This window comes from Sedimenticola hydrogenitrophicus (assembly GCF_025175675.1).
Taxonomy (GTDB): Bacteria; Pseudomonadota; Gammaproteobacteria; order Chromatiales; family Chromatiaceae; genus Sedimenticola; species Sedimenticola hydrogenitrophicus.
In genome coordinates, this window is the sequence record NZ_JANIOA010000043.1 from 1 (window position 1) to 23843 (window position 23843).

At 60.9% G+C, this 23843-nt stretch carries 21 protein-coding genes; 8 read left to right on the forward strand and 13 right to left on the reverse strand.

What is annotated here, in order from left to right:
• Positions 1-148 precede the first annotated feature (148 nt).
• Complete coding sequence (locus tag NPX02_RS17775) at positions 149-637, forward strand: CvpA family protein (protein ID WP_260295203.1); 489 nt, start codon at positions 149-151, stop codon at positions 635-637.
• Positions 638-668: 31 nt separating this feature from the next.
• Positions 669-2183, forward strand: a complete 1515-nt coding sequence (purF, locus tag NPX02_RS17780) for an amidophosphoribosyltransferase (RefSeq protein WP_260295204.1) — start codon at positions 669-671, stop codon at positions 2181-2183.
• Positions 2184-2558: 375 nt separating this feature from the next.
• Here purF and NPX02_RS17785 read toward each other — a convergent pair whose 3' ends face one another.
• The 4 genes from NPX02_RS17785 to NPX02_RS17800 form a co-directional block, all read right to left on the reverse strand.
• Positions 2559-3008, reverse strand: a complete 450-nt coding sequence (locus tag NPX02_RS17785) for a PaaI family thioesterase (RefSeq protein WP_260295205.1) — start codon at positions 3006-3008, stop codon at positions 2559-2561.
• Positions 2995-3456, reverse strand: coding sequence for a PaaI family thioesterase (locus NPX02_RS17790; protein WP_260295206.1), 462 nt, complete (start codon positions 3454-3456; stop codon positions 2995-2997). Before NPX02_RS17790 ends, NPX02_RS17785 begins: the two co-directional genes overlap by 14 nt.
• Before the next feature lie 26 nt (positions 3457-3482).
• Positions 3483-4094 carry a fumarylacetoacetate hydrolase family protein gene (locus tag NPX02_RS17795; RefSeq protein ID WP_260295207.1) on the reverse strand — a complete coding sequence of 204 codons (612 nt, stop codon included), beginning with the start codon at positions 4092-4094 and terminating at the stop codon, positions 3483-3485.
• Positions 4095-4174: 80 nt separating this feature from the next.
• Positions 4175-4546, reverse strand: coding sequence for an Mth938-like domain-containing protein (locus NPX02_RS17800; protein ID WP_260295208.1), 372 nt, complete (start codon positions 4544-4546; stop codon positions 4175-4177).
• 224 nt (positions 4547-4770) lie between these two features.
• Between NPX02_RS17800 and alaC the strand changes: the two genes are divergently transcribed.
• The 4 genes from alaC (at position 4771) to NPX02_RS17820 (ending at position 9220) form a co-directional block, all read left to right on the forward strand.
• A complete protein-coding gene (gene alaC / locus NPX02_RS17805; protein WP_260295233.1) occupies positions 4771-5964 on the forward strand; it encodes an alanine transaminase in 1194 nt (397 codons plus the stop codon).
• Positions 5965-6026: 62 nt separating this feature from the next.
• A complete protein-coding gene (locus NPX02_RS17810) occupies positions 6027-7340 on the forward strand; it encodes a homoserine dehydrogenase (protein WP_260295209.1) in 1314 nt (437 codons plus the stop codon).
• Positions 7341-7654: 314 nt separating this feature from the next.
• Positions 7655-8698, forward strand: coding sequence for a hypothetical protein (locus NPX02_RS17815; RefSeq protein WP_260295210.1), 1044 nt, complete (start codon positions 7655-7657; stop codon positions 8696-8698).
• Between the two features lie 48 nt (positions 8699-8746).
• Positions 8747-9220, forward strand: coding sequence for a DUF1499 domain-containing protein (locus NPX02_RS17820; protein ID WP_260295211.1), 474 nt, complete (start codon positions 8747-8749; stop codon positions 9218-9220).
• Between the two features lie 290 nt (positions 9221-9510).
• On the opposite strand, the gene mepK is transcribed toward NPX02_RS17820, so the two are convergent.
• From mepK to NPX02_RS17865, 9 genes are all read right to left on the reverse strand, one after another.
• A complete protein-coding gene (gene mepK, locus NPX02_RS17825) occupies positions 9511-10086 on the reverse strand; it encodes a peptidoglycan L,D-endopeptidase MepK (protein ID WP_260295212.1) in 576 nt (191 codons plus the stop codon).
• 147 nt (positions 10087-10233) lie between these two features.
• Positions 10234-11928 (reverse strand): L,D-transpeptidase family protein, encoded by a 1695-nt coding sequence (locus tag NPX02_RS17830; RefSeq protein WP_260295213.1) that lies wholly within the window; start codon positions 11926-11928, stop codon positions 10234-10236.
• Positions 11929-12088: 160 nt separating this feature from the next.
• On the reverse strand, positions 12089-14230 hold the full coding sequence (locus NPX02_RS17835) for a methyl-accepting chemotaxis protein (protein WP_260295214.1): 2142 nt from the start codon (positions 14228-14230) through the stop codon (positions 12089-12091).
• Between the two features lie 101 nt (positions 14231-14331).
• Complete coding sequence (locus NPX02_RS17840; protein ID WP_260295215.1) at positions 14332-16116, reverse strand: GGDEF domain-containing protein; 1785 nt, start codon at positions 16114-16116, stop codon at positions 14332-14334.
• A gap of 162 nt (positions 16117-16278) precedes the next feature.
• Positions 16279-16785 carry a SprT family zinc-dependent metalloprotease gene (locus NPX02_RS17845; protein ID WP_260295216.1) on the reverse strand — a complete coding sequence of 169 codons (507 nt, stop codon included), beginning with the start codon at positions 16783-16785 and terminating at the stop codon, positions 16279-16281.
• A gap of 633 nt (positions 16786-17418) precedes the next feature.
• Positions 17419-18075, reverse strand: a complete 657-nt coding sequence (locus tag NPX02_RS17850) for a LutC/YkgG family protein (RefSeq protein WP_260295217.1) — start codon at positions 18073-18075, stop codon at positions 17419-17421.
• Positions 18068-19486: a LutB/LldF family L-lactate oxidation iron-sulfur protein gene (locus NPX02_RS17855; RefSeq protein WP_260295218.1), complete on the reverse strand. Its 1419-nt coding sequence runs from the start codon at positions 19484-19486 to the stop codon at positions 18068-18070. The genes NPX02_RS17850 and NPX02_RS17855 overlap by 8 nt, the downstream gene beginning before the upstream one ends.
• Positions 19470-20237, reverse strand: a complete 768-nt coding sequence (locus tag NPX02_RS17860) for a (Fe-S)-binding protein (RefSeq protein ID WP_260295220.1) — start codon at positions 20235-20237, stop codon at positions 19470-19472. The genes NPX02_RS17855 and NPX02_RS17860 overlap by 17 nt, the downstream gene beginning before the upstream one ends.
• Before the next feature lie 556 nt (positions 20238-20793).
• Positions 20794-21534: an FCD domain-containing protein gene (locus NPX02_RS17865; protein ID WP_260295221.1), complete on the reverse strand. Its 741-nt coding sequence runs from the start codon at positions 21532-21534 to the stop codon at positions 20794-20796.
• Between the two features lie 355 nt (positions 21535-21889).
• On the opposite strand from NPX02_RS17865, the gene NPX02_RS17870 reads away from it, so the two are divergent.
• The gene (locus tag NPX02_RS17870; protein ID WP_260295222.1) at positions 21890-22975 is read left to right on the forward strand and encodes a TRAP transporter substrate-binding protein; all 1086 of its coding nucleotides are present in this window, start codon (positions 21890-21892) and stop codon (positions 22973-22975) included.
• Positions 22976-23196: 221 nt separating this feature from the next.
• Positions 23197-23835: a TRAP transporter small permease subunit gene (locus tag NPX02_RS17875; protein WP_260295223.1), complete on the forward strand. Its 639-nt coding sequence runs from the start codon at positions 23197-23199 to the stop codon at positions 23833-23835.
• Positions 23836-23843 lie beyond the last annotated feature (8 nt).

Below are 23843 nucleotides of genomic sequence, written 5' to 3' on the forward strand. Positions count from 1 at the left end.
ATCCCTGAGATAACCCCCCATTTCATTAGCGGCTGTGGCATTATTCGCTTCTGCTGGCGGAATGCCTCTGTTAAAATTTTGTGTTTTCCAAGACAAAAATCCGATTATGAATTTAACGTCTATTCCCAGCACGGTTGCGCTGTCCTGAATGGTCTGGATTGATTACGTCATTATCGGCATTATCGGCCTGTCGGCGGTGATCAGTCTGGTGCGCGGTTTCATGCGCGAAGCGCTGTCGCTGGCTGCCTGGGTGCTCGCCTTCTGGGTCGCCTGGACCTTTTTTCGTGAACTGGCCTTGCAACTGGACTGGTTCACGGTTCCCTCGGTCCGGCTGGGGGCCGCCTTTCTTATTCTCTTCATAGCGACCCTGATGCTGGGCGCGCTGGTAAATTTTCTGGTGGGCCAGTTGGTCGACAAGACCGGATTGAGTGGGACGGACCGGCTCATTGGCATACTGTTTGGAGCAGCACGGGGAGCTATACTGGTAGCGATACTGGTACTTTTGGCAGGGTTAACCCCCTTTCCAAACGATCCTTGGTGGAAGGAGTCACAATTGATCGGATATTTCCAGGATCTTGCAGTTTGGTTGAAACAGCTGCTGCCTGCGGATATCGGCGAAAAGTTTAAATTTATTTAACGATCAGAAGACTCTCAAGGGTAGGCAGATCATGTGCGGTATTGTCGGAATTTTTGGCTACGGCCCGGTAAATCAGGCGATCTACGAGGCGCTGCTGGTGTTGCAGCATCGCGGGCAGGATGCGGCGGGAATCGTCACCATGGATGGACGGAAACTCCATCTGCGCAAGGACAACGGTCTGGCGCGGGATGTGTTCAGGACCGAACACATGATCAACCTCAAGGGCAACATAGGGATCGGCCATGTGCGCTATCCCACCGCCGGCAGCTCCTCCTCGGCCGAGGCGCAACCCTTCTATGTCAACTCTCCCTATGGCATCACCCTGGCGCACAACGGCAACCTGACCAATGCCGATGAACTGAAAGGGGATCTCTACCGGGAAGATCTGCGTCACATCAATACCTCTTCAGATTCCGAGGTGCTGCTGAATGTGTTTGCCCATGAACTGCACAGCCTGGGCAAACTGCGTATCGACGAGAAGGATGTATTCAAGGCGGTTGCCGCGGTGCACCGGCGTTCGCGCGGTGGTTATGCCGCCGTCGCCATGATCATCGGCTACGGTATGGTCGCCTTCCGTGATCCCCACGGCATACGTCCCATCATCTTCGGCAAGCGCGAGACCGACCAGGGCACCGAATACATGATTGCCTCGGAGAGCGTGGCGCTGGACTCCCAGGATTTCGAGCGGGTGCGCGACCTGGCCCCGGGCGAGGCGATCTTCATCGACCTGAACGGCAAGCTGCACAGCTGCGTCTGTGCCGCCCATACCGAGCACACCCCGTGCATTTTCGAATTTGTCTACTTCGCCCGCCCCGACTCCATTATCGACAACATCTTCGTTCACAAGGCGCGCTCGCGCATGGGCACCAAGCTGGCCGGCAAGATCAAGCGGGTCTGGCCCGATCACGATATCGACGTGGTGATCCCGATACCGGATACCAGCCGCACCGCGGCGCTGGCCCTGGCCACCGCGCTGGGGGTGGAGTATGCCGAGGGCTTTATCAAGAATCGCTATATCGGCCGCACCTTCATCATGCCGGGGCAGCAGGTGCGCAGGAAATCGGTCAAGCAGAAACTCAACGCCATCGATTCCGAGTTCAAGGGCAAGCGGGTGCTGCTGGTGGATGACTCCATCGTGCGCGGCACCACTTCGCAGCAGATCGTGCAATTGGCCCGCGAGGCCGGTGCTGCCAAGGTCTACTTCGCCTCCGCCGCGCCGCCGGTGAAACACCCCAATGTCTACGGCATCGACATGCCCTCGGCCCACGAACTGGTGGCCTTCAACCGCAGCGTGGAGGAGGTGCAGGAGATCATCGGCGCCGACCGGCTGATCTTCCAGGATATCGAGGATCTCATCTCCGCCGTCAAGAAAGAGGACAAGTCCGTGGTCAAGCGGTTCGACACGGCGGTATTTGACGGCCAGTACGTCACCGGCGATGTCAGTCCCCAGTACCTGGAACAGCTGGAGCTGATCCGCAGCGACTCGGCCAAACAGGGTGAGAACTCGTCGGCCGATGTGGTGATCGGGTTGCACAACAACCAGTAACACCTTTACGGACGCGGCGGGCGGAATAGCGAGTAGGTTGGGGTGACCAGATCGGCCCCTCGTAATCGACAGCCACACCCAATGCCAAAATCGACCACAGATTGGTGATGACCGGAACGAACCCCAACAAACGGCGGTTTTGTCTACCGCTCAGGGCTCGCGCAAGAATAATTTCGTAGTGCCGAGGTGTCACTGGACCATGCCGGCAAGGCACGCTTTGCAGGCAATGGTTGTTCCCTTGCCAAAAAGCGTAACGCTGGCGGCGGGGTCCAGTGGCGACCGAATACCGGAACTTATTTTTGCGCGAGCCCTCATGTTGGGGTTCGCAAGCTCACCCCAACCTACGGACCTACGGTTTTTGCCGGAGTGTCAACTTCACCCCATCATGAAATGGGCATGGGCGGCGGCCACCGGTCGCTGCGGGTTGTCCTGCCATGCCTCCACCCGCACGTTGGAGACGCTGCGGCCTTGCTTGATCAGGTAACCCCGGGCAAAGGTATCCCGGTTGCCGATGCAGGGGCGCAGGTAATCCACCGAGATGTTGATGATCCTGGGGAAGCGGGCGATGTCGCACTCATGGATGATGTGCATCACCCCGGCGTGCTCCAGCATGGCCCCGACCACGCCGCCGTGGACCGCCGGGATGGTGGTGTTGCCGATATTGCTTGGCTTGCCGCGCAGGATGGTGAGCAGGCCCCCTTCATCCGAGACCAGTTCCAGACCGACGAAGGCGCTGTAGGGGATCAGCGCGCTGATGGCGGCGAACTCGCCGGCCGCTTTCAGGTGCATGATTTTTTCAAATAGCGAAGTATCACTGCTGTGCATCGGGTGCGAATCCTACCGAGCCAACCATGAAGCTGGCGACAAAATGGGCGATCGGGTCATCCGTGGAGTCCTGATAGGCGTGTCCCTTCACAAACACCACATGCCGGGTCTGGCGGTAGCACTCGGCGTGGCCGCGAATGGCCTTTCCCGGCTCCGCCTGTTTCAGGTAATCGATGCGCAGGTCCAGGGTGGCGACCGAGGCGCCGGCGGGGACCACGGAAAAGGCGGCGGCCCCGCCGGCGCTGTCCATCAGGGTGGTGATGACGCCGCCATGGATTACGCCGGTTTCCAGGTTGCCCACCAGGTGGGGGGCATATTGCACCTCGAACAAGCAGGAGCCCCGGTGCATTTCGATCGCCCTCAGGCCCAGCGCCTCGACATGCGGCAGCCGCTCCAGGATCGTGCGGATGGTGTCCAGCGGATAGCGTGTTGTTTCGTCGGCGGACATGTCCCGTGGGTTCCTCCCGTGGTTTCCTATAGCGCGGTCCATGCCCGCGAGACCAGCGTCTTGTCGCCGGAGAGGATGGTGCCGATGAACCGGTCCCCCCGGTTGAAGGCACCGACCCCCTTGGGGGTGCCGGTGAGGATGATATCGCCGTCCTCCAGGGTGAAGGTGTGGGCGATCTCCTCGAGCAGAAAATCCGGCTTGAAGATCATCAGCTCATAACCGCCCTGCTGGGCCAGGCTGTCGTTGATGCGCAGTTCCAGCCGCAGTGACTCAACCGGGTCCGCCAGCCGGACAAAATCACTGAACACGGCGGCCCGGTCGAACGCCTTGGCCCGCTCCCAGGGCAGTCCCTTGGCTTTCAGCTCGTTCTGGATCTCCCGGTTGGTGAGGTCGAGGCCGAAGCCGACCCCGGCAATGGCGTCCTCCATGATCAGCAGGGCGATCTCACCCTCGTAATGGAGGGGCTGCGCCGTGCCGGCATACAGTTCGTTGCTGATAGCGGAGTTGGGCTTGATGAAGATGACCGGCGAGGCGGGGACTTCGTTGTTCAGCTCTTTCGCGTGATCGACATAGTTTCTGCCGATACAGACCACCTTGGACGGGGTGATCGGCCGCTGCTCAAAAAGGATGGATTGCATCGTGGTTCCAGTCGGTAGGGGATTACGGTTAAAAAAATGCTGCCGATCGATGTTGTACGAGGCACCGCGACTGGGTTCACCTAGTCGAACAGCAGGGCACCGATCACTCTTCGGCCTTCCGAGGTCAGAATGTTGTAGGTGCGGCAGGCCGCCGGCGTGGTCATGATCTCGATGCCGATGCCGGCCTCGATCAGCGCGCGATAGAGGCGCGGGTCCGGGAAGCGCTGCTGCTGGCCGGTCCCCAGCACCACCAGGTCGGGGCGTAGCTCCAGGAGGGCGGCAAAGTCGGCCTCGTCCAACGCCTGAAAGGAGTCCGGGCGCCAGTCCGGGATGATGCGGTCGGGCATGATCACCAGGCTGCTGGAAAAGGTGACGCCACGTACCACCACACTCTCATCCGTGTAGGCGTGAATGGTATTGCCGTTTGACTGGTCTGCGACAGAGAATTTCATGCGGGCAAAGATAGCAGTCCGCCGCACTCCCTGCAAAGAGAATCCCGATCGCCCGTCCGACCCCTTCCGCTCGTAACCCACCCTGGAAGCCGGGGCGGGATCACATGCGCCGACTGATACCGGGTTTTTACATTGACATGGCTGTAACCGCTCGGTTACGTTAAACCCTTTTTTCCAGCCACTGAATCAGTGCAGTCAAGAGGTCCCCAGTGTCAACGCCCGAGATGGAAGAGTTCCCTAGAATCAAGCGCCTGCCGCCCTATGTTTTCAATATCGTCAATGATTTGAAAGCCGCGGCGCGAGCGCGGGGCGAGGACATTATCGACTTCGGCATGGGCAATCCCGATCAGCCCACTCCCCAGCATATCGTGGATAAACTGGTGGAGGCGGCCCAGCGCAAGGATACCCATCGCTACTCCATGTCGCGGGGTATCCCCCGGCTGCGTCGCGCCATCACCAAATGGTACAAGGAGCGCTACGATGTGGAGCTGGATCCGGAGACCCAGGCCATCGTCACCATCGGCTCGAAAGAGGGCCTGGCGCATCTGTCGCTGGCCTGTCTGGGGCCGGGCGATTCGGTGTTGGTGCCCAACCCCGCCTATCCGATCCATCCCTACGGCTTTGTGATCGCCGGGGCGGATATCCGCCACGTGCCGCTGGTGCCGGAAGTGGATTTCTTCGACAAGCTGGAGGAGGCGATCGTCGACTCCTGGCCCAAGCCGAAGATGCTAGTACTCAATTTCCCGGGCAACCCCACCGGCCAGTGCGTCGAGCTGGACTTCTTCGAGAAGGTGATCGAGATCGCCCGCCAGAACAACATCTGGGTGGTGCATGACTTGGCCTATGCCGATATCGCCTTTGACGGCTACGTGGCCCCCTCGATCCTGCAGGTGAAGGGCGCGGAGGATATTGCCGTGGAGTTCTTCTCCCTGTCCAAGAGTTACAACATGCCCGGCTGGCGGGTTGGCTTCATGTGCGGCAACCAGGTGCTGGTGGCGGCCCTGGCGCGCATGAAGTCCTATCTGGATTACGGCATGTTCACGCCGATCCAGGTGGCGGCCATCCAGGCCCTGGAAGGGCCACAGGAGTGTGTGCGCGAGATCCGCGACATGTATCAGCGCCGTCGCGACGTGCTGTGCGACGGCCTGAACGTGGCCGGCTGGCCGGTGGAACGACCCAAGGCGACCATGTTCGTCTGGGCCAAAATACCCGATCAGTACCTGGCCATGGGTTCGCTGGAGTTTTCCAAGAAGCTGCTGAAGGATGCCAAGGTGGCGGTGGCCCCGGGTATCGGTTTCGGTCAGCATGGGGATGACTATGTGCGCTTCGGCCTGATCGAGAACGAGCACCGCACCCGGCAGGCGATCCGCGGCATCCGCGAGATGATCCGCAAGGATGCCAAACTGACGGTAGAATAGACATTTTTCGGGTAGTGGTGCCCTGAACAACCAGAAGTAAACAGAATAACGGGAGAGCGAGTTTGGAAGCGGTCAAGGTAGGATTATTGGGTCTGGGTACGGTCGGTGGCGGCACGGTCAATGTGCTGACCCGTAACGCGGCGGAGATTGCCCGTCGCGCAGGCCGGGGTATCCGCATCACCCAGGCGGCGGCGCGGGAATACAACGCCGAGGCGATCAGCGGCCTGGAACAGATCGAGGTAACCGATGATGCCTTCGCGGTGGTCAATAATCCCGAGATCGAGATCGTCATCGAACTGATCGGCGGCTACTCCCCGGCCCGGGAACTGGTGCTGCAGGCGATCGAAAACGGCAAGCACGTGGTCACCGCCAACAAGGCGCTGATCGCCATGCACGGCAACGAGATCTTCGCCGCCGCCCAGGCCAAGGGGGTCACCGTGGCCTTCGAGGCGGCCGTGGCCGGCGGCATCCCCATTATCAAGGCGATCCGCGAGGGGCTGGCGGCCAACCAGATCGAATGGCTGGCGGGCATCATCAACGGCACCGGCAACTTCATCCTCAGCGAGATGCGCGACAAGGGCCGGGACTTTGAGGATGTGCTGGCCGAGGCCCAGGCACTCGGCTATGCCGAGGCCGATCCCACCTTCGACGTGGAGGGGATCGATGCCGCTCACAAGCTGACCATCCTCAGCTCCATCGCCTTCGGCATCCCGCTGCAGTTCGACAAGACCTACACCGAGGGGATCACCCGCATCGAGCGCCAGGATGTGGCCTTCGCGGAGGAACTGGGTTACCGGATCAAGCACCTGGGCATCGCCCGCAAGACAGTACAGGGCATCGAGATGCGCGTGCACCCCACGCTGATCCCCGAGCGGCGGCTGATTGCCAATGTGGACGGGGTGATGAACGCGGTGCTGGTCAAGGGTGACGCCGTGGGTCCGACGCTCTACTACGGCGCCGGCGCCGGCGCCGAACCGACCGCCTCCGCGGTGGTGGCGGATGTAGTGGATGTGGTGCGCGCCCTGACCACCGATCCGGAGAACCGGGTGCCGCATCTGGCGTTCCAGCCCAACAAGCTCTCCGATCTGCCGATCCTCGGCATGGCGGATGTGGAAACCTCTTATTACCTGCGCATGCAGGTGGCGGATAAACTGGGCGTGATGGCCGAGATCACCCGCATCCTGGCGGATTGCGGTATCAGCATCGAGGCGATCAAGCAGAAAGAGCCGGCGGAAGGGGACCCCCAGGTCTCCCTCATCATGCTCACCCACGAAGTGCTGGAGCGGAAGATGAACGAGGCGATCGCCCGGATCGAGGCGTTGCCCTCGGTGACCGGTCCGGTCATGCGCATCCGCATGGAGACGCTGGAAGGCTGATATTGCGCCGCGCACGGCGCCCCCGCCATGAATCTCCGAGGTAGTCCCCCGGCTCAGCCGGGGGACGCATCCGGTTTAACCTATGCATGGGTCGAGCGCCTCTGGCTGACAGATGGCAATGGACTCTCGCCAAGCACGCCAAGGAAAACCCATTCCTTGCTTCAATTTTTGCGCTCTTGGCGTCTTGGCGAGAGTAATGTTTGCTGCTGGGGGTGAACTTCGCCCGGGTCGGACCGCCAGGACGGTTACAACGCCGGGTGGATGCGCTACGCTTAGTTACTCCACGCCACTGACAGTTCCATCCTCGCAACATTATGACGCCTATACGAAACCTACATCTGCTGGTTCCTGGTCTGCTGGGTCCGATGCCGGCCCTGGCGCACACTAACGAGCCGCTCCGCCTCGACCTGCTGGAGCGGCTGCTCGCCCGTGGCCGGCAACTGGAACACCCCGGCCGGGATCTGGAGTCGGTGTTGCTGGGGCTGTTTGGCATAACCGCCGAGGAAGGGGGTAACCTGCCCACCGCCGCCATCCGCCGAATCGGCGATGGGGCCCCTGCGAATGACCGCTACTGGCTGCAGCTGACGCCGGTCTATCTGCGGCCGGATCAGGACCGTTTGCTGCTGTTCGATACCGAGGATCTTGAACTGACGCTTGAAGAGGCGCAGGAACTGGCCGACCTGTTCAACAGCCATTTCGCCGAGGAGGGATGGCAGGTGGAGGTGCGCCATCCCCATCGTTGGTATCTCTCACTCAACTCATCTCCCCACCTCAGGACCCGCGAACTGGCCGAGGTGTTTGGCCGTAATATGGACCTGTTTCTGCCCGAAGGGGAGGAGGGGATACGCTGGCACGGGGTGCTGAACGAGATCCAGATGCTGTTCTACACGGCGGATCTCAATGCCCGGCGGGATCAGGCTGGCAAGGGACCGGTTAGCGGACTCTGGCTCTCCGGTGGGGGCAGGCTGGCGCAGATATCAGCGACCGGGCTGGCGGGCCTGTACGGTGACTCGTCCCTGTTGCGGGGGTTGGCGCGGGTGACGGAGACACCGCTTGAGCGGACTCCCGCCCGGGCCGATGCGCTGCTCGATGAGCCGGGGGAAGAACTGCTGGTCTGCTACGATCGGCTGCAACGCCCGGTGCTCTGTGCCGATCCCTACGCCTGGCGGGAGCAGGTCGGGCAGTTTGAGGCCTGGCTTGAACCGCTGGTCGATGCCGTCCGGGCGAAGCGGCTCGATTCCATCCGGCTCTATACCTGCAACGGGCATAGCTACCATTTGGACAGAGGCGCGCTGCGCCGGTTTTGGAAGCGGCCACGGCCCATCGCCGCCTGGCTGGATCGCAATCAGATTCCCTGAGACAAACATCCCGGAAGACACCCCCGTCACACAACAGGCAGTGGCCCTATGAAAATCGCGTTTATCATCATATTGGCAATAGCCGCCGCGGTCATGCTGCTGTTTTTTGCCCTGGGCATGGTCTCCTGGTCGGGCGAACCTCCGGGGCTGGTCGACGGGGGCCTGGCGAAATGTCCAGACAAGCCGAACTGCGTCTGTAGCGAGTATGGGGAGGATAGGGCGCATTACACCGACCCCCTCCAGTTTCCCCCGGGCGGGCAGGCGGATGCACTGCCCTTGCTGAAAAGCCTGATCGAGGAGATGGGCGGGACGGTGCTGGCGGCGCGTGATGACTACCTGGCGGCCACCTTCAGCTCGGCCATTTTCCGCTTTGTGGACGACCTCGAAGTCCGGGTGGATGGCGCCCGGCGGCAGATCCATATCCGTTCCGCCTCGCGGGTCGGATATGGTGATGGGGGCGTGAACAAAAGGCGGGTCGAGCGACTGGGTAAACTCTACGCGGCAAGGCTTTCAGCGAGATAGGGCCAGGCCTGCCCTTTACCCATAAGTGGGTCGGACTGCATCCAGGCGTAGGATGGGTGGAGCGCCTCCATGAACTGTCCGCCGGTTCCCTCTCCGGCGCGCAACCCATCGTGCAACTGCATCCGCATCCGAAGATGGGTTACGGCGCGCCGACCGTTGCGTATTGCCGTCAACAATGGAACCGCGCCTGCACCCATCCTACACGCATGTTCATCGGCATTTGTGGGTAAAGGGTAGGGCCAGGCGGCAAGATCGGGGAAGGTCCGCCGGGGGAGCGGTCTGTCGCGGTTTTACCAGTACCTGACCCGCCCGGTATCCACGTGCACGAAATTGGACTGGGTGTAGAGCCCGACCCCACCCGCCTTGAGCGATTTGGCGGCGCGGTGGAGCTGCTTGATGTCACAGCCGGAGAGGCGGATGTCGAGCGCCTTGCCGTCCATGTGCAGACTGCGTTTGGCGACGCCACCGCTGTTGTTGCGCAGCATCCGGTTGGTCTTGGGGGAGCGATAGCCAGAGATGATGTGAAATTCACCGCGGCAGCCGATTCGGGCCTGTACCTGGTATAGCAGGTCGAACAGTTGCGGATCCATTTTATGCTGGTCGCCGGTGCGGTGATCACGCAGCAGATGGTTGATCTCCTGCAGTCCGTCCCGCAGGTAAGCGCCCTCGGCCCAGTAGGTGACCCGGCTGCGTTCGCCGGTGTGCAGGTGGTGCAGCGCCAGGGCGCGTTCCGCTGCCCGGTTGATGCCGGCAAAGGCGCTGGGCATTACCAGGACGGCGGTTGCCGCGGCACAGCCGCCGAGAAATCCGCGTCGACTGAGGGTGGGTGTCCGGAGGCCCGGATCTGTTTTCTTTTTAACCGCCATGTAGCCGGGTTCCCCAATAGCTTCGGCTGAGTTCGTTGTTTTATATCCAAAAATTTCGCTAGATGCTATATGAAACCGACACCGATTGCCAGCCGTGTGAGCCTGGTCACGCGTTGACTGGAAGGGCGTTCGGGCGCGCTGGAGGGGTCAATCGGGAAGGGGAATATTCTCTGGTTGCTGATGGGCGAGTTTACTCTCCTCGGACGGATACTGTTGCCGCAAGTTCAGGATCAGCGGACGGTCGAGATTGTAAATGTCGGGGCGGAACTGGATCTCTCCGCTGGCGTCCACCCAGGCGGTGAAATAGACCAGGAACACATCGATCGGCTCCGCTAGCCTGATGTAGCCGCTTTCACGGGATTCCAACTGGTCGTAAAAGGAGAGTGTTGTCTCCAGATCGCTGTCGGTCAGCAGCTGGTCAACCAACTCGCCGATATCCTGCACCCGCACACAACCGGAACTGAAGTCCCTGACCGGCTGTTCAAACAGCCCCCGGGCCGGCGTGTCGTGGAGATAGATGGCATAGGGATTGGGCATGTGGAATTTGATCCGTCCCAGGCTGTTGCCGTCTCCGGGGCTCTGGCGTAGCTGGAACGGGAAATTGTATTTATTGTATTCACCCCAGTCGATCATGGCCGGGTCCTGATCCACCCACTGTTCACCCTCGCGCTGGAGGATCCGGATGTTTTTGCGCAGCAGGTATTCGGAATCACGGCGCTGCTCCGGAAGCAGGTCCTCCACCGCGATGCGGCGCGGCACCGTCCAGGTCGGGTTGGCCACCAGATGGGTCACGCGGGTGGTGAAGGAGGGGGTATTGCGCTTCGGCTGGCCGATGATGGTGCGTTTCTCCATCTGCACCTCATCCCGGTCCACCAGCTGCAGCAGATAGCCGCCGATATTGACCAGGATGTAGCGCTCGCCCAAGTGTTGCGGTAGCCAGCGCCAGCGCTCCAGGTTTGACGCTATCTGGGCGATCCGCTGCTCCACGCTGATGTTCAGGGCGGCGCGGGTGTTGGGACCGACGATGCCGTCGCGCTTGAGGCCATGGGATTGCTGAAAACGCTCCACACTCTGTTGCAACGGGGGATCATATAAATTCGGGTCATCCGGCGCCCCATCGCCGTGGTCACCCGAGGCGATGAGTCGCTGACGCAGCCGCGGTATCAGCTCGTGCTGCGCCCCGGGGCGTAGCAGCGGGGCGTCGGGCAGGGCGGGCCAGCCGCCCCGGTCGGCTATCCGGCGATACTCCGCCAGGGCCTGCAGCAAGCGGCGGTAGCTGCGGGATCGCGGACTCAGGGACTCCAGGGCAGGGACCGGATTCAGGTTGATCACCGCCCGATCCAGCAGCTGGGCGCTGTCCAGCTGTTCCACCGGTATTTTCCATTGCGGATCGACGCTGCCGGGATCGAGCTGTCCCTGGGCGAGGTGCCGGCTCAATCTGAGGAAACCATCGGTCAGCAGCAGGTCATTACGCACCACCTGCTGGACTTGCGGGAGCTGCGGGTCGTCCAGGTGTAGCGCGTGATAATTGCGCGGTTCAAGTCCGACCCTTGTGCTGTCGCGGATGAAGCGTTGCAGCGCGCCGCCCGCGCTGGCGATTCGGCCCGACGGGTCATGCCACAGCAACCGGTTGCCGTAGTCGTGGTAGATCTGCCTCAACCGCGGCCAGTCCGGGACCGGCAGTATCTGCAGTGACTCGCCCGTGGCGAGTTGTTCCTGCAGCGAGCCGGTAAGATCGGTCGTATCGAGCGCCGGTTCAGCGGCGGCAACCGGTCCGAGAAACATCACCAGGGTCAGCAGGGTCAGCAGACGCAGGTGGAAGTGAATGTTGTTCTTGGTCATGATCCTTTGGAACGCCAACCTGTCGAGAGGCGAGTAAAGGTGGGCGGCGACCTCTCATTGACAGTATAGATCGCCAGCGGTGGGCAAGGCGATGCGGGTTAATAAAGTGCTGGCGTGTGGATCGGCGAGTCTGTCGAGCAAGCCCGACAGACGCCTGGAATCAGGCGGACAGGCGGGTCGCTTGCAGGGTAAACATGGCATCCTGTTCCGCTTGTTCGGCCGGGTGCGGCCTATCCGACCAGACCCCGGACAGGCTGATCACCTGGCCGTCGGGTTGCGTCTGCGCGTCGACGGAAAAGCCGGACACCAGTCGTTTCAGCTCCTGGGAGAGCTTGGAGAGGCTGGTGCCGGCCTCCACCGCCTGTCGCGCCTGATCCACCGTCTGGTCGGCAAAGTGCGAGATGTCGCCGGCATCGTGGTTGATCATGGCCGCCACCGCCTGTTTGTGGGTCACCGCTTCCAGGATGTCACTGTTCATGGAGGAGAGGGAGGCGATGCCCTGGGCGATACGCTTGAGCGCGTCCTCGGTGTTGCCGGTCTGCTCCACGGTCTGTTGCATGCGCTGTTGACTCCTGTCGATGGAGCCGACCACGGTGACGACCCGTTTCTGGATCTTGTTGATGGTGTTCTGCACCAGGTGGACCGAGTCGTGGGTGCGTTTCGACAGGGTGCGCACCTCGTCGGCCACTACCGCGAAGCCGCGTCCCACCTCGCCGGCCCGGGCCGCCTCGATGGCGGCGTTCAGGGCCAGCAGGTTGGTCTGTTCGGCAATCTCCTGGATCACCTTGAGGATGTTCTCGATCTCCACGCTGTCCCTGGAAAGTTTGTCCACCTCGTTATGTGCCTGCTGCATTTCGTCTGAGAGTTCGATCACTACCTTCCGGGTGGTCTCGATGATCCCGACACTCTCGCCGGCGTCCCGGTCCGCCTGTCCGCTGACGGCGGCGGCCAGTTCGGCATTCTTCGTCACCTGGTTGATCTTGTCCTGCAGATCGGCCAGCGCACTGGCGATGGATCTGGTCTTATGCCGCTGCTCGCTCATGTTCTCCAGGGTCTGGGTGTTGGCCTGCGAGGAGCGTGAAATGTCGCTGACCAGGTGTTCGACAAAACCATTGACGGTGATGATCACCTGCTGCCAGGAATCGAGCAGACTGTTGAACGCCTTGGCCGCTGCGCCGATGTCATCGCGGCTGTCGTCGGCCGCGCGCAGGTAGAGCGAGCCGGATCGCTCCACCTGCAGAATGGTATCGGAGAGCCGGCGGATCGAACCCAGCACGCTGCGGTTGACCGAGACTCCGACCGCCAGCGCCAGCAGTGCGCCAACCGCCAGCAAACCCCAGTTGGTCAGGATCATCTGCCCGCTGTTCTCCTTGACCCGGGCAGCGCCGGTCAGCTGCAGCTGCTCCTGATGTTGCGACAGGGAGACCAGCAACGCCTCAAGTGCATGCTGCGCCGGGATGGCGTTTTGGCTCATCCAGTAGTTGGCCTGGTTCCAGTTCGGTTCGCTGCGCAGTTGAATGATCTCCTCCGGTAGCGAACGGAAGGCACGGTGGGCCTTGAGATAGGCCTGCCACTCCTCCTTCTGCTCCTCGCTGAACATCACGTCTGCCATGCCCAGCTCCTGGAAGCGGGTGGTGTTGCGTTGCCAGAAGACCTCGATATTGTTAATGAACTTTTCATCTCCGGTCAGCAGGAAGGCGCGGATGTTTGTAATCGTCAGCACCAGGGTGCCCTGGACTTCCGCCATGTTGGCCAGCACCTGTTTGCGCAGCTGGCTCGACTCCAGGTATTTTTCCAGGTCGATCATCCTTGCGATTTTGGTCGACATGATATCCGCCAGCGGTTCGGCCTCCTCCTTGAATTTCTTCAGGGCCGGGATGTTTTCCGGGGTATGGGCGATGGATTCGATCCGCGCGAGTATCTCCATCAGCTCCTTGAGCTGTTGGTCGATATCGGACAGCTGCCGCTGAATTTGCGGATCGTCCCGGGAGGCGAGGGCGCGCAACTGCGCCAGTGCCGGATCGATCTGCCCGGTCAGGGTGCCCTTGCGGGCTTCCATGAACTGCCGGTCGCCCAACAGCATCCAGCCGCGCAGGGAGGCGAGGGAGGCGTCGACCCCCGCCTTCAGCTTCAGGCTGGCCTGGACCAGGGGTGCCTGAACGTCCACCATGCGTTCGGTGAGTGCCTGATTGCGGTTGATCTGGACGATGTTGATCAGTACCACCATGCCCATGATGGTGACGATGGAGGCGAGCCCCGCCATCAGACGGAAACGCAGGGTGAGGTGCTTGAAACGGTTCATATCATTCTCCGCGGCGGGGTTACCAGGGGGGTATGGGGTGCAATTTATAACGGGTGTTTGTGACAGGCGTGTTACTGCCCTGTTCGGTACATCGTCGAGAATCAGGCCACCGCCTCCCGCGGTTGCGGATTGCTGGGGCGGCGCCGACGCTCGATGAACAGGCTGTTGCCCTGCTGGCGTTTCGCCTCGCGCTTGGCGCCGCTGGCCAGTGCGGCCACGTCATGGTGGCTTTTACAGGCCGTCGGATCTGGCTCCACGCTGCCAATGGAGAGGGTGAGTAGCGGGAAGAATCGGTACTTGCCGGCCCGGTCCTGGGACCAGATGCCTTGCTGTGAGCCGTCCTCCCGGTTGTAGTAGCCGGGGGCGGTTTCGGCAAAGCGGGCCAGGATCGATTCACAGCGTGACTGCCAGTCGTCGCTGCGGAAGATCAGGATAAAGTCATCGCCCCCAATATGGCCGATGAAGTCCCGCTCCTGCTGTACTTCCGAGCGCAGGATGTCGGCCAGATCCTTGATCACCCGGTCACCCCTCTCGTAGCCGTACTTGTCATTGAATGGTTTAAAGTTGTCCAGGTCACAATAGCAGACCACGAACTCCTGCTGTTCGCGTAGCAGGTGGTCCAGCTCCTCGTAGATCGGTACGTTGCCGGGCAGCAGGGTCAGGGGGTTGGCGTAGCGCGCGCTGCGCACCTGCATCTCGGTGATCACCTTGAGCAGGTCGATCACCGAACCCATGCCGAGATAGCTGCCGTTTTCCGTGATAATGAAATCCAGCTCCTTGTTCTGCTTCATCTGCTCACTGACCAGGCTGCTCGCCTGTTCAATCGGCAGGTGCGTCTCCAGCATCAGGGTGTGGGTATCGAGAAACTGCATGATCGGTTTTTTGCCGTGCAGGTCGCGGCCGTAACGGGTGAGCAGCAGCGTCATCAGCCTGTTGCGCCGTACCAGCCCCAGTGGCTGTTGCTGGTCGATCACCGGCAGGCTCTCCAGTTGCGGCGCCATCTGGAAGATCTGCGCGCCCTCCTCGATGCTGGTGGTGGCGGCAATCCCGGGAACCCGCAGCAGCAGATCGCCGATGGTCTTGGAGAAGAAGCCGCGCCCGGCCCCCTGTATCAGGTCATCCTGGGTCTGGGTGAAGGCGCTCTTGTCCACCGCGGTCACCGGTATTTGCGCCGGGCGGGCAAAATAGTAACCCTGAATGAATTCGATACCCAATTGGGCCACGCAACGGAATTCATCCGCGGTCTCGACGCCTTCGCCAACCACCTTGCAATTGAGTCCCCGGGCGATGTTCTTGATCGAGCGGACAAACTCCTGCTTGACCCCGTCCTCGTGGATATCCTGCATGAAGTGGCGGTCGATCTTCACATAATCCGGACGCAGTTCCGACCACATGCGCAACCCGGCATAGCCGGCGCCCAGGTCATCGATGGCGATCTCGAAGCCCATCGATTTGTAGTGATGCTTGGCCTCGCGGATCGCCTCGTAATTCTCGGTGGGAAACTGCTCGGTCAACTCGATCACCACCTTGTCCGGGGACAGGCCGACCCGTTTGAGTATGTCCAGGGTGGAACCGGTGCGGAAGTTGGGCTGAAACAGGCTCTCCGGGGTGGTGTTGAGAAACAGCTTGCCCGGCAGGTTGAGGCGCACGAACTGCTGGATCGACACCTCGCGGCAGAGCACCTCAAGCTCCACCAGCCGGCCATGGCGGGCGGCCGTCTCGAACAGGGTGACCGGGGAGTGCAGCGGCGTGTTGGAGGGGCCGCGGATCAGCGCCTCATAGCCGAAGATGGCGCGTTTCTTGTTGTCCACGATGGGCTGGAACAGCACCGTCAGGGAGCGTCCGCGGATGATGGAACAGAGACAGTCTTCGAGGGTATGTTGCATGGCAGCCGTTGTTTTACCTTTATTGCGTATGGCAGGCGCAAGGCTAAACTCCGGCTGTTACCGTTTTATGACTTGGGAATTTTGATTGTTTCTAAAGCGACAATGATCGGGCATTGCGCATTCGCGGCTGGTCTTCCGCCTGGATTCGGTCGGGCCGCGGCACTATTCGCAGGATTGCACCAGGGGTTGCTTGCAGTTGACGCAGAGATAGGTCTGGCCCTGCAACACCCGGTTGTGGCGGATGCTGCTGAGTTCATGGTTGCGGCAGTCACAACGGTAGGCGAAACGTTGCAGGCGGCGACGGGTCGAGCGGCTCACATCATAGTTGTGGCAGCGCGAGGCCTCGGCGCCGAACAGCTGCATCACCTGGCGCCATTCGGGGCCGTGGGGCTTGATACGGCGGCCGAAGAGGCGTCGGGCGACGATGTGCGCCACCTCGTGGGGCACGGTGCGCTTGAGAAAGTCCACCCGGTTCTCCGTCAACAGCAGGGCGTTGTAGCGGATCACAGGGGTGGCTCGGTGCGGGAACAGCGCCATCCCCGCGGCCTTGCCGGTGAGATCGAACTTGACCACCACCTGCCCGGGGTCCTGACGGAAGTATGCGCCGGCGCTGGCCAGCAGTTGTTGAGTCAGGGCTTCCACTTCCCGTTGCAGTGCGGTTTCAAACATCCGGATTCCGGTGGGCCACGCTTTAATTGCGTCGTAGGGGATTGATCGGTGTCGGAGTCAAGCCGCCTATATCCGAAAAACATTTGATCCAACTCACCCGGCTTGACTCCGACACCCTGAATACAGTTGCGTCATAGGGAATACTCTCGCAAAGATGCCAAGATCGCAAAGAAAATGGTAACTACTCACGGGGTGATTGGCCTGCCTTGCCGGCGACGTGAACGGATTCACTAATGCCGCGGGGGCAGGGATGCCCAGGAGCGGCCTCATACGATGGCTAGTCTCCTCGAATCCGGCCCCTTTTTCAGCGCCTGCCCAAGCCGCTCCCGGCCATTGCATCCTTGGCTCCGTAAACGGTACATCCCTGTACCACTCCTCATGGCCTCCGCGGCATAAGTCCATCCGTGGACAAAACTCGCTTCGCTCAAACAAGGGCAGGCTTGAATCTGCTCAAACAAGGGCAGGCTTGAATCTGAAAAAGGGGCCGGATGCGAGGTGCCACCAAGATCGGCCAACAAGGCAGGCCAATCACTTACAGAGCGGGTGAGTAGGCAATGGTGGATGCGCCTACCGGCTTATCCACCCTACATTCGTGGAAGTCTCCGTTGGCCTCGATCGTTATCGAACGACGACCTATTCAATCAGCAGCACGATCAGCTCCACCGGGCCGTGCACCCCGTAGGCAAGGGTCTGTTCGATATCGGCCGATTTCGACGGGCCGGAGATCAGCAGGGCGTTGGTCGGCATGCCAGAGGTCCACTCCTCGGCGGCGATAGCATCGGCGAAGGTGTTGTGCAACTGGTCCGCTTCCACCACGGCGATATGCACCGGCGGCACCAGGGAGAAGGTGCGCGGCTCTTCCGGGGTCGGCCACAGGATCATCGCCCCCACCTCGGCGATGGCGCTGCGGGTGGAGGTGACGGCGGCATCGATATCGAAAAACAGCTCCTCTTTCCAGCCATCCACCTCCACTTCCCGGGTCACCAGTTCCGGGAGTCCCTCACCGGCTCTCCAGACGGCCTCAATCGGTTCCGCCAGCGGGCCGGCCGGGGCGTAGAGCAGATTTTTCAGCTTTTTCTGTTTGCTCAGCTCGGCCAGTTTTTTCGCCCAGTTCTCCCGACCAACGGTGTGCACTTCCGTTTTGACCGAGCGCATCGCCTTGCAGAAGCGGTCGATGCGCTCCTCCCGGCTCCAGTCGGGTGATTCGACTGTGCGATCCAGATCCACGGGTGCCTTTTCGGCATTCCTGGCGCGCAGCCGGGCCAGGATATTGTCGCGTGCCTTACTCATTCTCAAAACCCTCTTCCCGGGCCAGTTGGTGTAACGATTTGGGGGCGATTTTCGGGGCCGTGCGCACCCGGGTCCAGGGGCCGATCTTGTTGGGTACGACCCCCCGCAACAGGCCGGCCAGCCGGGTGCCACCGCGATATACGGCGGGGTTGGCATGGGCCCAACTCCAGAGTTTCCAGATCAGTGCCTCCCTGGTGGAGCGCTGCGAACCCTGACCGATGGTGGCGCCGGTGTGGTCGTTGCGTACCTGCTCGTAGCGCAGCCGGTGCAGCAGTTTCGGCAGCGGTATCTTCACCGGGCAGACCTCGCCGCAGGCGCCGCACAGGGTGGAGGCGGTGGGCAGGACGCCAAAGTTTTCCAGGCCGAACTTCTGCGGTTCGATCACCGAGCCGATGGGGCCGGGGATCAGCGAGCCGTAGGCGTGGCCGCCGATGCGAGTGTAGACCGGGCAGTGGTTCATGCAGGCGCCGCAACGGATACAGCGCAGGCTGTCGAACAGCTCCTCGTCCGCGTAGATCCTGGAGCGCTGGTTGTCCAGCAGCACCAGATGCACCTCGGTCGGACCATCCCGTTCGCCCGGCTTGCGTGGCGAGCTGATCATGTTGAAGTAGGTGGAGATGTGCTGGCCGCTGGCCGAGCGGGTCAGCAGCTTGAGCAACGGCGGTACATCGGCCAGCTTCTCCACCACCTTCTCGATACCGGTGACGGCGATGTGTACCGGCGGCACGGTGGTGCACATGCGGCCGTTGCCCTCGTTCTCCACCAGGCAGAGAGTGCCGGTCTCGGCCACCGCGAAGTTGACTCCCGAGAGTCCCACATCGGCCTCGAAGAACTTGCCGCGCAGGATCTTGCGGGCGCTGCGGGTCATGGTCTCGATATCCTCGCTGTAGGGAATATCGGGATGTTTCTCCTGGAACAGCTGGGCGATCTCCTGTTTGCTCTTGTGGATGGCCGGGGCAATGATGTGGGAGGGGGTCTCATGGTCCAGCTGGATGATGTACTCGCCCAGATCGGACTCGATGCAGCTGTTGCCCTGGGCCTCCAGGAAGTGGTTCAGCTCCATCTCCTCGGAGACCATCGACTTGCCCTTGATCATGCCGGTGGCCTGGTGACGTTCCATGATCTCCAGAACGATCCGGTTGGCCTGCTCGATGGTCTCGGCCCAATGGACCTGGATGCCGTTGCGGGTGCAGTTGGCCTCCAGTTGCTCCAGCAGTTCCGGCTGCTTGACCAGGGCGTTGGCGCGGATGTTGGCGCCGGTGATGCGCAACGCCTCCAGGGCCTCCTTGTCCGGAAAGGCGTTGCTCCGCTTCTCCATCAGCCCGTCCATGGCGACGCGGAAGTTGCGGCGCAATTGCGGGTTGTTCAGCGCCTTCTGTACACGCTGTTCGAATTCAGCTTTCTGCTGCATGGGTACGCTCCCAGAGGAAACTGGCAATGTGTTGACCCTTGGGGCCAATGCCCTGGTGCTGCATGTGGCCGGTAATGTTCATCAGGCAGCCACAGTCACCGCTGACCAGTTGGTCGGCGCCGGTGTCGGTGATGGCCTTGGCCTTGTCCGTCACCATGGCGGCGGAGATGTCGGGGTGCTTGACGGCGAAGGTGCCGCCGAAACCGCAGCACTCGGCCTTGCGCGCCTGCTCTACCAGCTGCACGTTGCCGAGCTGGCGCAGCAACGCCTCGTGCTCGTCGGCGACGCCCATCTCGCGCCGCGCGGAACAGGCGGTGTGCAGTGCCACCTTGGTGGGTTCCCCGAGATCCCGCAGTTCAATCTTCAGCACGTGCACCAGGAATTCGGTCAGTTCGAAGACGCGCTGCGAGAAATCCTCCACCAGCCCCGCTTCGGGCCGACCCTTGAACACCTCCGGATAGTGGTGGCGCAGCATGCCGGCGCAGGAGCCGGAGGGGACCACGATGGGATAATCCTGGGGGAAAGTGCGGATCTGGTTGAGTACCACCGCCCGGGTTTCGTCGCGGTAGCCCGAATTCCAGGCGGGCTGTCCGCAGCAGGTCTGATCCTGCGGGAAGATCACCTGCACGCCCTCGCGCTTGATTAGCTGCATGCCGGCGAGTCCGGCTTCGGGATAGAGCAGGTCGATCAGGCAGGTGCCGAAGAAATAGACCTTGTCCGGTCTGTCCGGATAATGCTTCGCCAGAGACATGGAGACTCCTGAGTACTTTAAACCAAAAGGATTAACTAACTACCACCATTGTAAACAATGATCGGACTTCGTTTTTTTTAGCCGCGAATGAACGCGAATACACGCAAATAATAAAAAATATAGTTACCTGAGCGTCGCTACGTCAGTGTTGTAATCCACCCTATGCCAAAGGGGTCGGAGTCAAATGGGTTCAAGGCTGTACGATTAAACCGGCATTTTTGGCCCCATTTGACTCCGACCCCTGTGCAGTACACGCAAATAGTCAGTTTCGTAGGGTGGGTTAGCGGCGTTATGGCACAATAATTCCAGACTACGACAATACCGGGGCGCTGCGTAACCCACCGGTTCCGCAACTGCCAAACGGCGGGTTACGGCGCGCGCCCGGTGCAATGCAAACGGCCATCCCCTGCGCAAGGTGCGCCTAACCCACCCTGCAAAACTACTAACAAAGGGGTCGGAGTCAAATGGGGCAAAAGGTGCCAGTTTAATCCCACAGCTTGTGCACCCATTTGACTCCGACCCCTGTGTAGCTCACCACTCCTCGCGGCTAATGTGATCAAGCCGACAGGCCGCGCAGGGAGCGCTGCTTGCGCACCTCTTCGCGATCAATCTGTTGCAACGACTCCTCAACGAAAACCAGGTGCTCCTGCGCCGCTTGCCGCGCCTTCTCCGCATCGCCCTCGATCACCATGTTCATCAATCGCTCATGCTGGTTACTGAGCGGCTCGAACACCCGGGGCAGGGTGTAGAGCTTGTCCAGGTTGTGCGAGATACTGCTTTGCAGCAGGGTAAACAACCCGCGCATCACATGCAGCAGCACCAGGTTGTGCGACGCCTCCACAATGGAGAGGTGAAAGGCGGCGTCGGCGCGCGCCTCGTCCATCGGGTCGGGGCTGCCGTGGTTTTTTATCATCACCTCGAAACAGAGCCTGATCTTCTCCTTGTCCTCGCCGGTGCTGCGCAGGGCGGCGTAGTAGGCGGCGGTCCCCTCCAGGGCATGGCGGATCTCCAGTACGTCATAGCGCGATTCCGGCATCTCCCGCAGCAGGGTGATCAACGGATCGACAAACGACGGCTCCAGGGATTCGCAGACATAGGTGCCGCCGCCATGGCGAGTGGAGAGCAGGCCCTTGCTGTTCAGCTTCTGGATCGCTTCACGCAGCGAGGGCCTTGAAACCTCCAGCCGATGGGCCAGTTCACGCTCGGCCGGGAGTCGCTCGCCCGGCTTGAGGTTGCCCTCGGCAATCATCGCCTCCAGTTTCTCCGCGATCTGGTCGGAAAGTCGTTGCTGTTTCATTCTGTGGTCTCTGCTTCCTCACAACTGGTAAGACCAATTGTTTTTGAGTTTAGATTGATTTTTTAAAAAAGAGAAGTCCTGGCGGCCAATTTTATCAAATTTTCAACAAAAATAGCGCAGTAAGGGAGCTATAAATAAGGTGTGATGGGCTGTTTTTTTCTCGCTCCTGAATGTTTGACAATACAAATTCCATGAGTTATTAATAAATTGGCCTGACCAGTTAACCAATTGGCCAGGCGACAGGATGGCCTCGTCAAACCGTCTCGGGATTGTGATCCGAGCAGGGTAAAAGCCGGAGAGAAGGCGGTTGACCGGGAGGCTGTCACCCTGTTTCCCCATTGGAGCGAAAAAAACGATGAATCGAAAACTGATCTCGGTAGTGTCCGCTGCAGCCCTGGCCCTGAGTGTCGCCAGCGGTGCTGCACTGTCGGCGGAAAAGAACACCCTCCTCAAGGTGCCGGTCTATTTCGGCACCCACCTGACCGGCCTGGGCAGTACCCCCAAGTGGTTGGCCGAGCACCTGAACGTCGCCAGTGGCGGCAGTGTCAAGATCAAGGTCTATGAGCCGGGTAAGCTAATCCCGCCCAAGGAGATCCTGGAGTCGGTGGCCAGTGGCAAGGTCAATGCCGGTTACACCACGCCGGGTTACAACACCGGGGTGCTTGGCACCAAGGCTGGCATCTTCTCCGCCGTGCCGTTCGGCCCGGATGCTCCGGAGTTCCTCGCCTGGATCTATTACGGCGAAGGCCGCAAGCTGTGGCAGGAGATGTATGACAAGAAGGGGCTGAATGTGCATGCCATCCCTTGCGGCATCATTGCCCCGGAGACCTCCGGCTGGTTCAGCAAGCCCATCGATAAGCCGGAGGACCTGCAGGGTGTGCGCATGCGCTTCTTCGGTCTGGGTGCGCTGGTGATGGAGAAGATGGGTGTCTCCACCAGCCTGCTGCCTTCCAGCGAAATTTTCCCGGCGCTGGAGAAGGGTGCCATCGATGCCACCGAATTCTCCATGCCGGCCATCGACAAGCTGCTCGGTTTTCACAAAATCCTCAAGTTCAACTACTACCCCGGCTGGCACCAGCCCGCCACCCTCTTCGAGTTGGTCATCAATGGGGATACCTGGAAGGGTATGGATGAGTCACAGCAGGGCTTGGTGGAGATGAGCTGCAAGGCCGCCATGCTGGACGGCCTGGCGCTGGGTGAGGCAATCCAGTTCCCGCAGATGAAGGAGAATCTGGAGAAGAACGGCGTCGAAAACCGCTACTGGTCTCCTGAGATCCTGGATGCATTCAGGGGCAAGTGGTCCGAAGTGGTGGCCGAGGAGTCCGCCAAGGATCCCGAGTTCAAGGCGATCTGGGACAACCTGGAGAGCTTCCGCAACGACTATGCGGTCTGGAACAAGTGGGCCTTCCTGCCCCGTCCGGGCACGGTGCGCGAGCAGTAATCGTAATGGGGAAGGGGGCCCGGTTCCGGGCTCCCTGCCCTCGGTCTGCGGGTTAGGGATCGGAGTCAAATTTGCTCCGGACTCACGGGGGCCGACCCCGTGGGTGGGAGCAGGTTTGACTCCGATCCCTGACCCATACCGCCCGCTTTTTTTATCCCCATGATCCGCCTGCCTGCGCGTTACCAAGGTCGGGCGATCCCGAGACAGTTTTGAGGCGAGAGATGAATCAACCCAACGATCTGGAATACCGCATTCCCATCGTCGATGCCCTGAACGGATTCGTGCAACGTGTCGGCCAGGTGATGGCGTGGAGCAACGTGCTGCTGATCGGCATTATCCTGGTCCAGGTCGTGCTGCGCTACGGCTTCAATAACGGACAGGTTTATCTGGAAGAGCTGATCTGGCACATCTATGCCGTCGGCTTCATGTTCGGCCTCAGCTTCGCCATTACCAACGATTCCCACATTCGGGTGGATATCGTGCACATGAACCTCTCCCGTACCGCCCAGCACCGTTGGGAGATCTTCGGCCTGCTGTTCCTGCTGCTGCCGTTCATCGTGGTCATCTTTTTGCACAGCCTGGAGTGGGTCAACTACTCCTACCAGATCGGCGAGAGTTCCCAAAACCCCACCGGGTTGCCCTATCGCTGGGTTATCAAGTCGGTTATTCCGATCAGCTTTGCCCTGCTGTTCATTGCCGCCATCGCGCGCCTGATTCGCGAGGTGACGCTGCTGCTGCATCTGGCCCGGGAGCCGGAGGAGCCCTATCCGGGGCGTGTCTCCATGCTTCGCCACCTGTTCCGGGTGCAGGAGCAGGGCAATGAGGTGACCGGTGACAACCAACAGCGCGGGGAGGAGTGAGTCGTGGA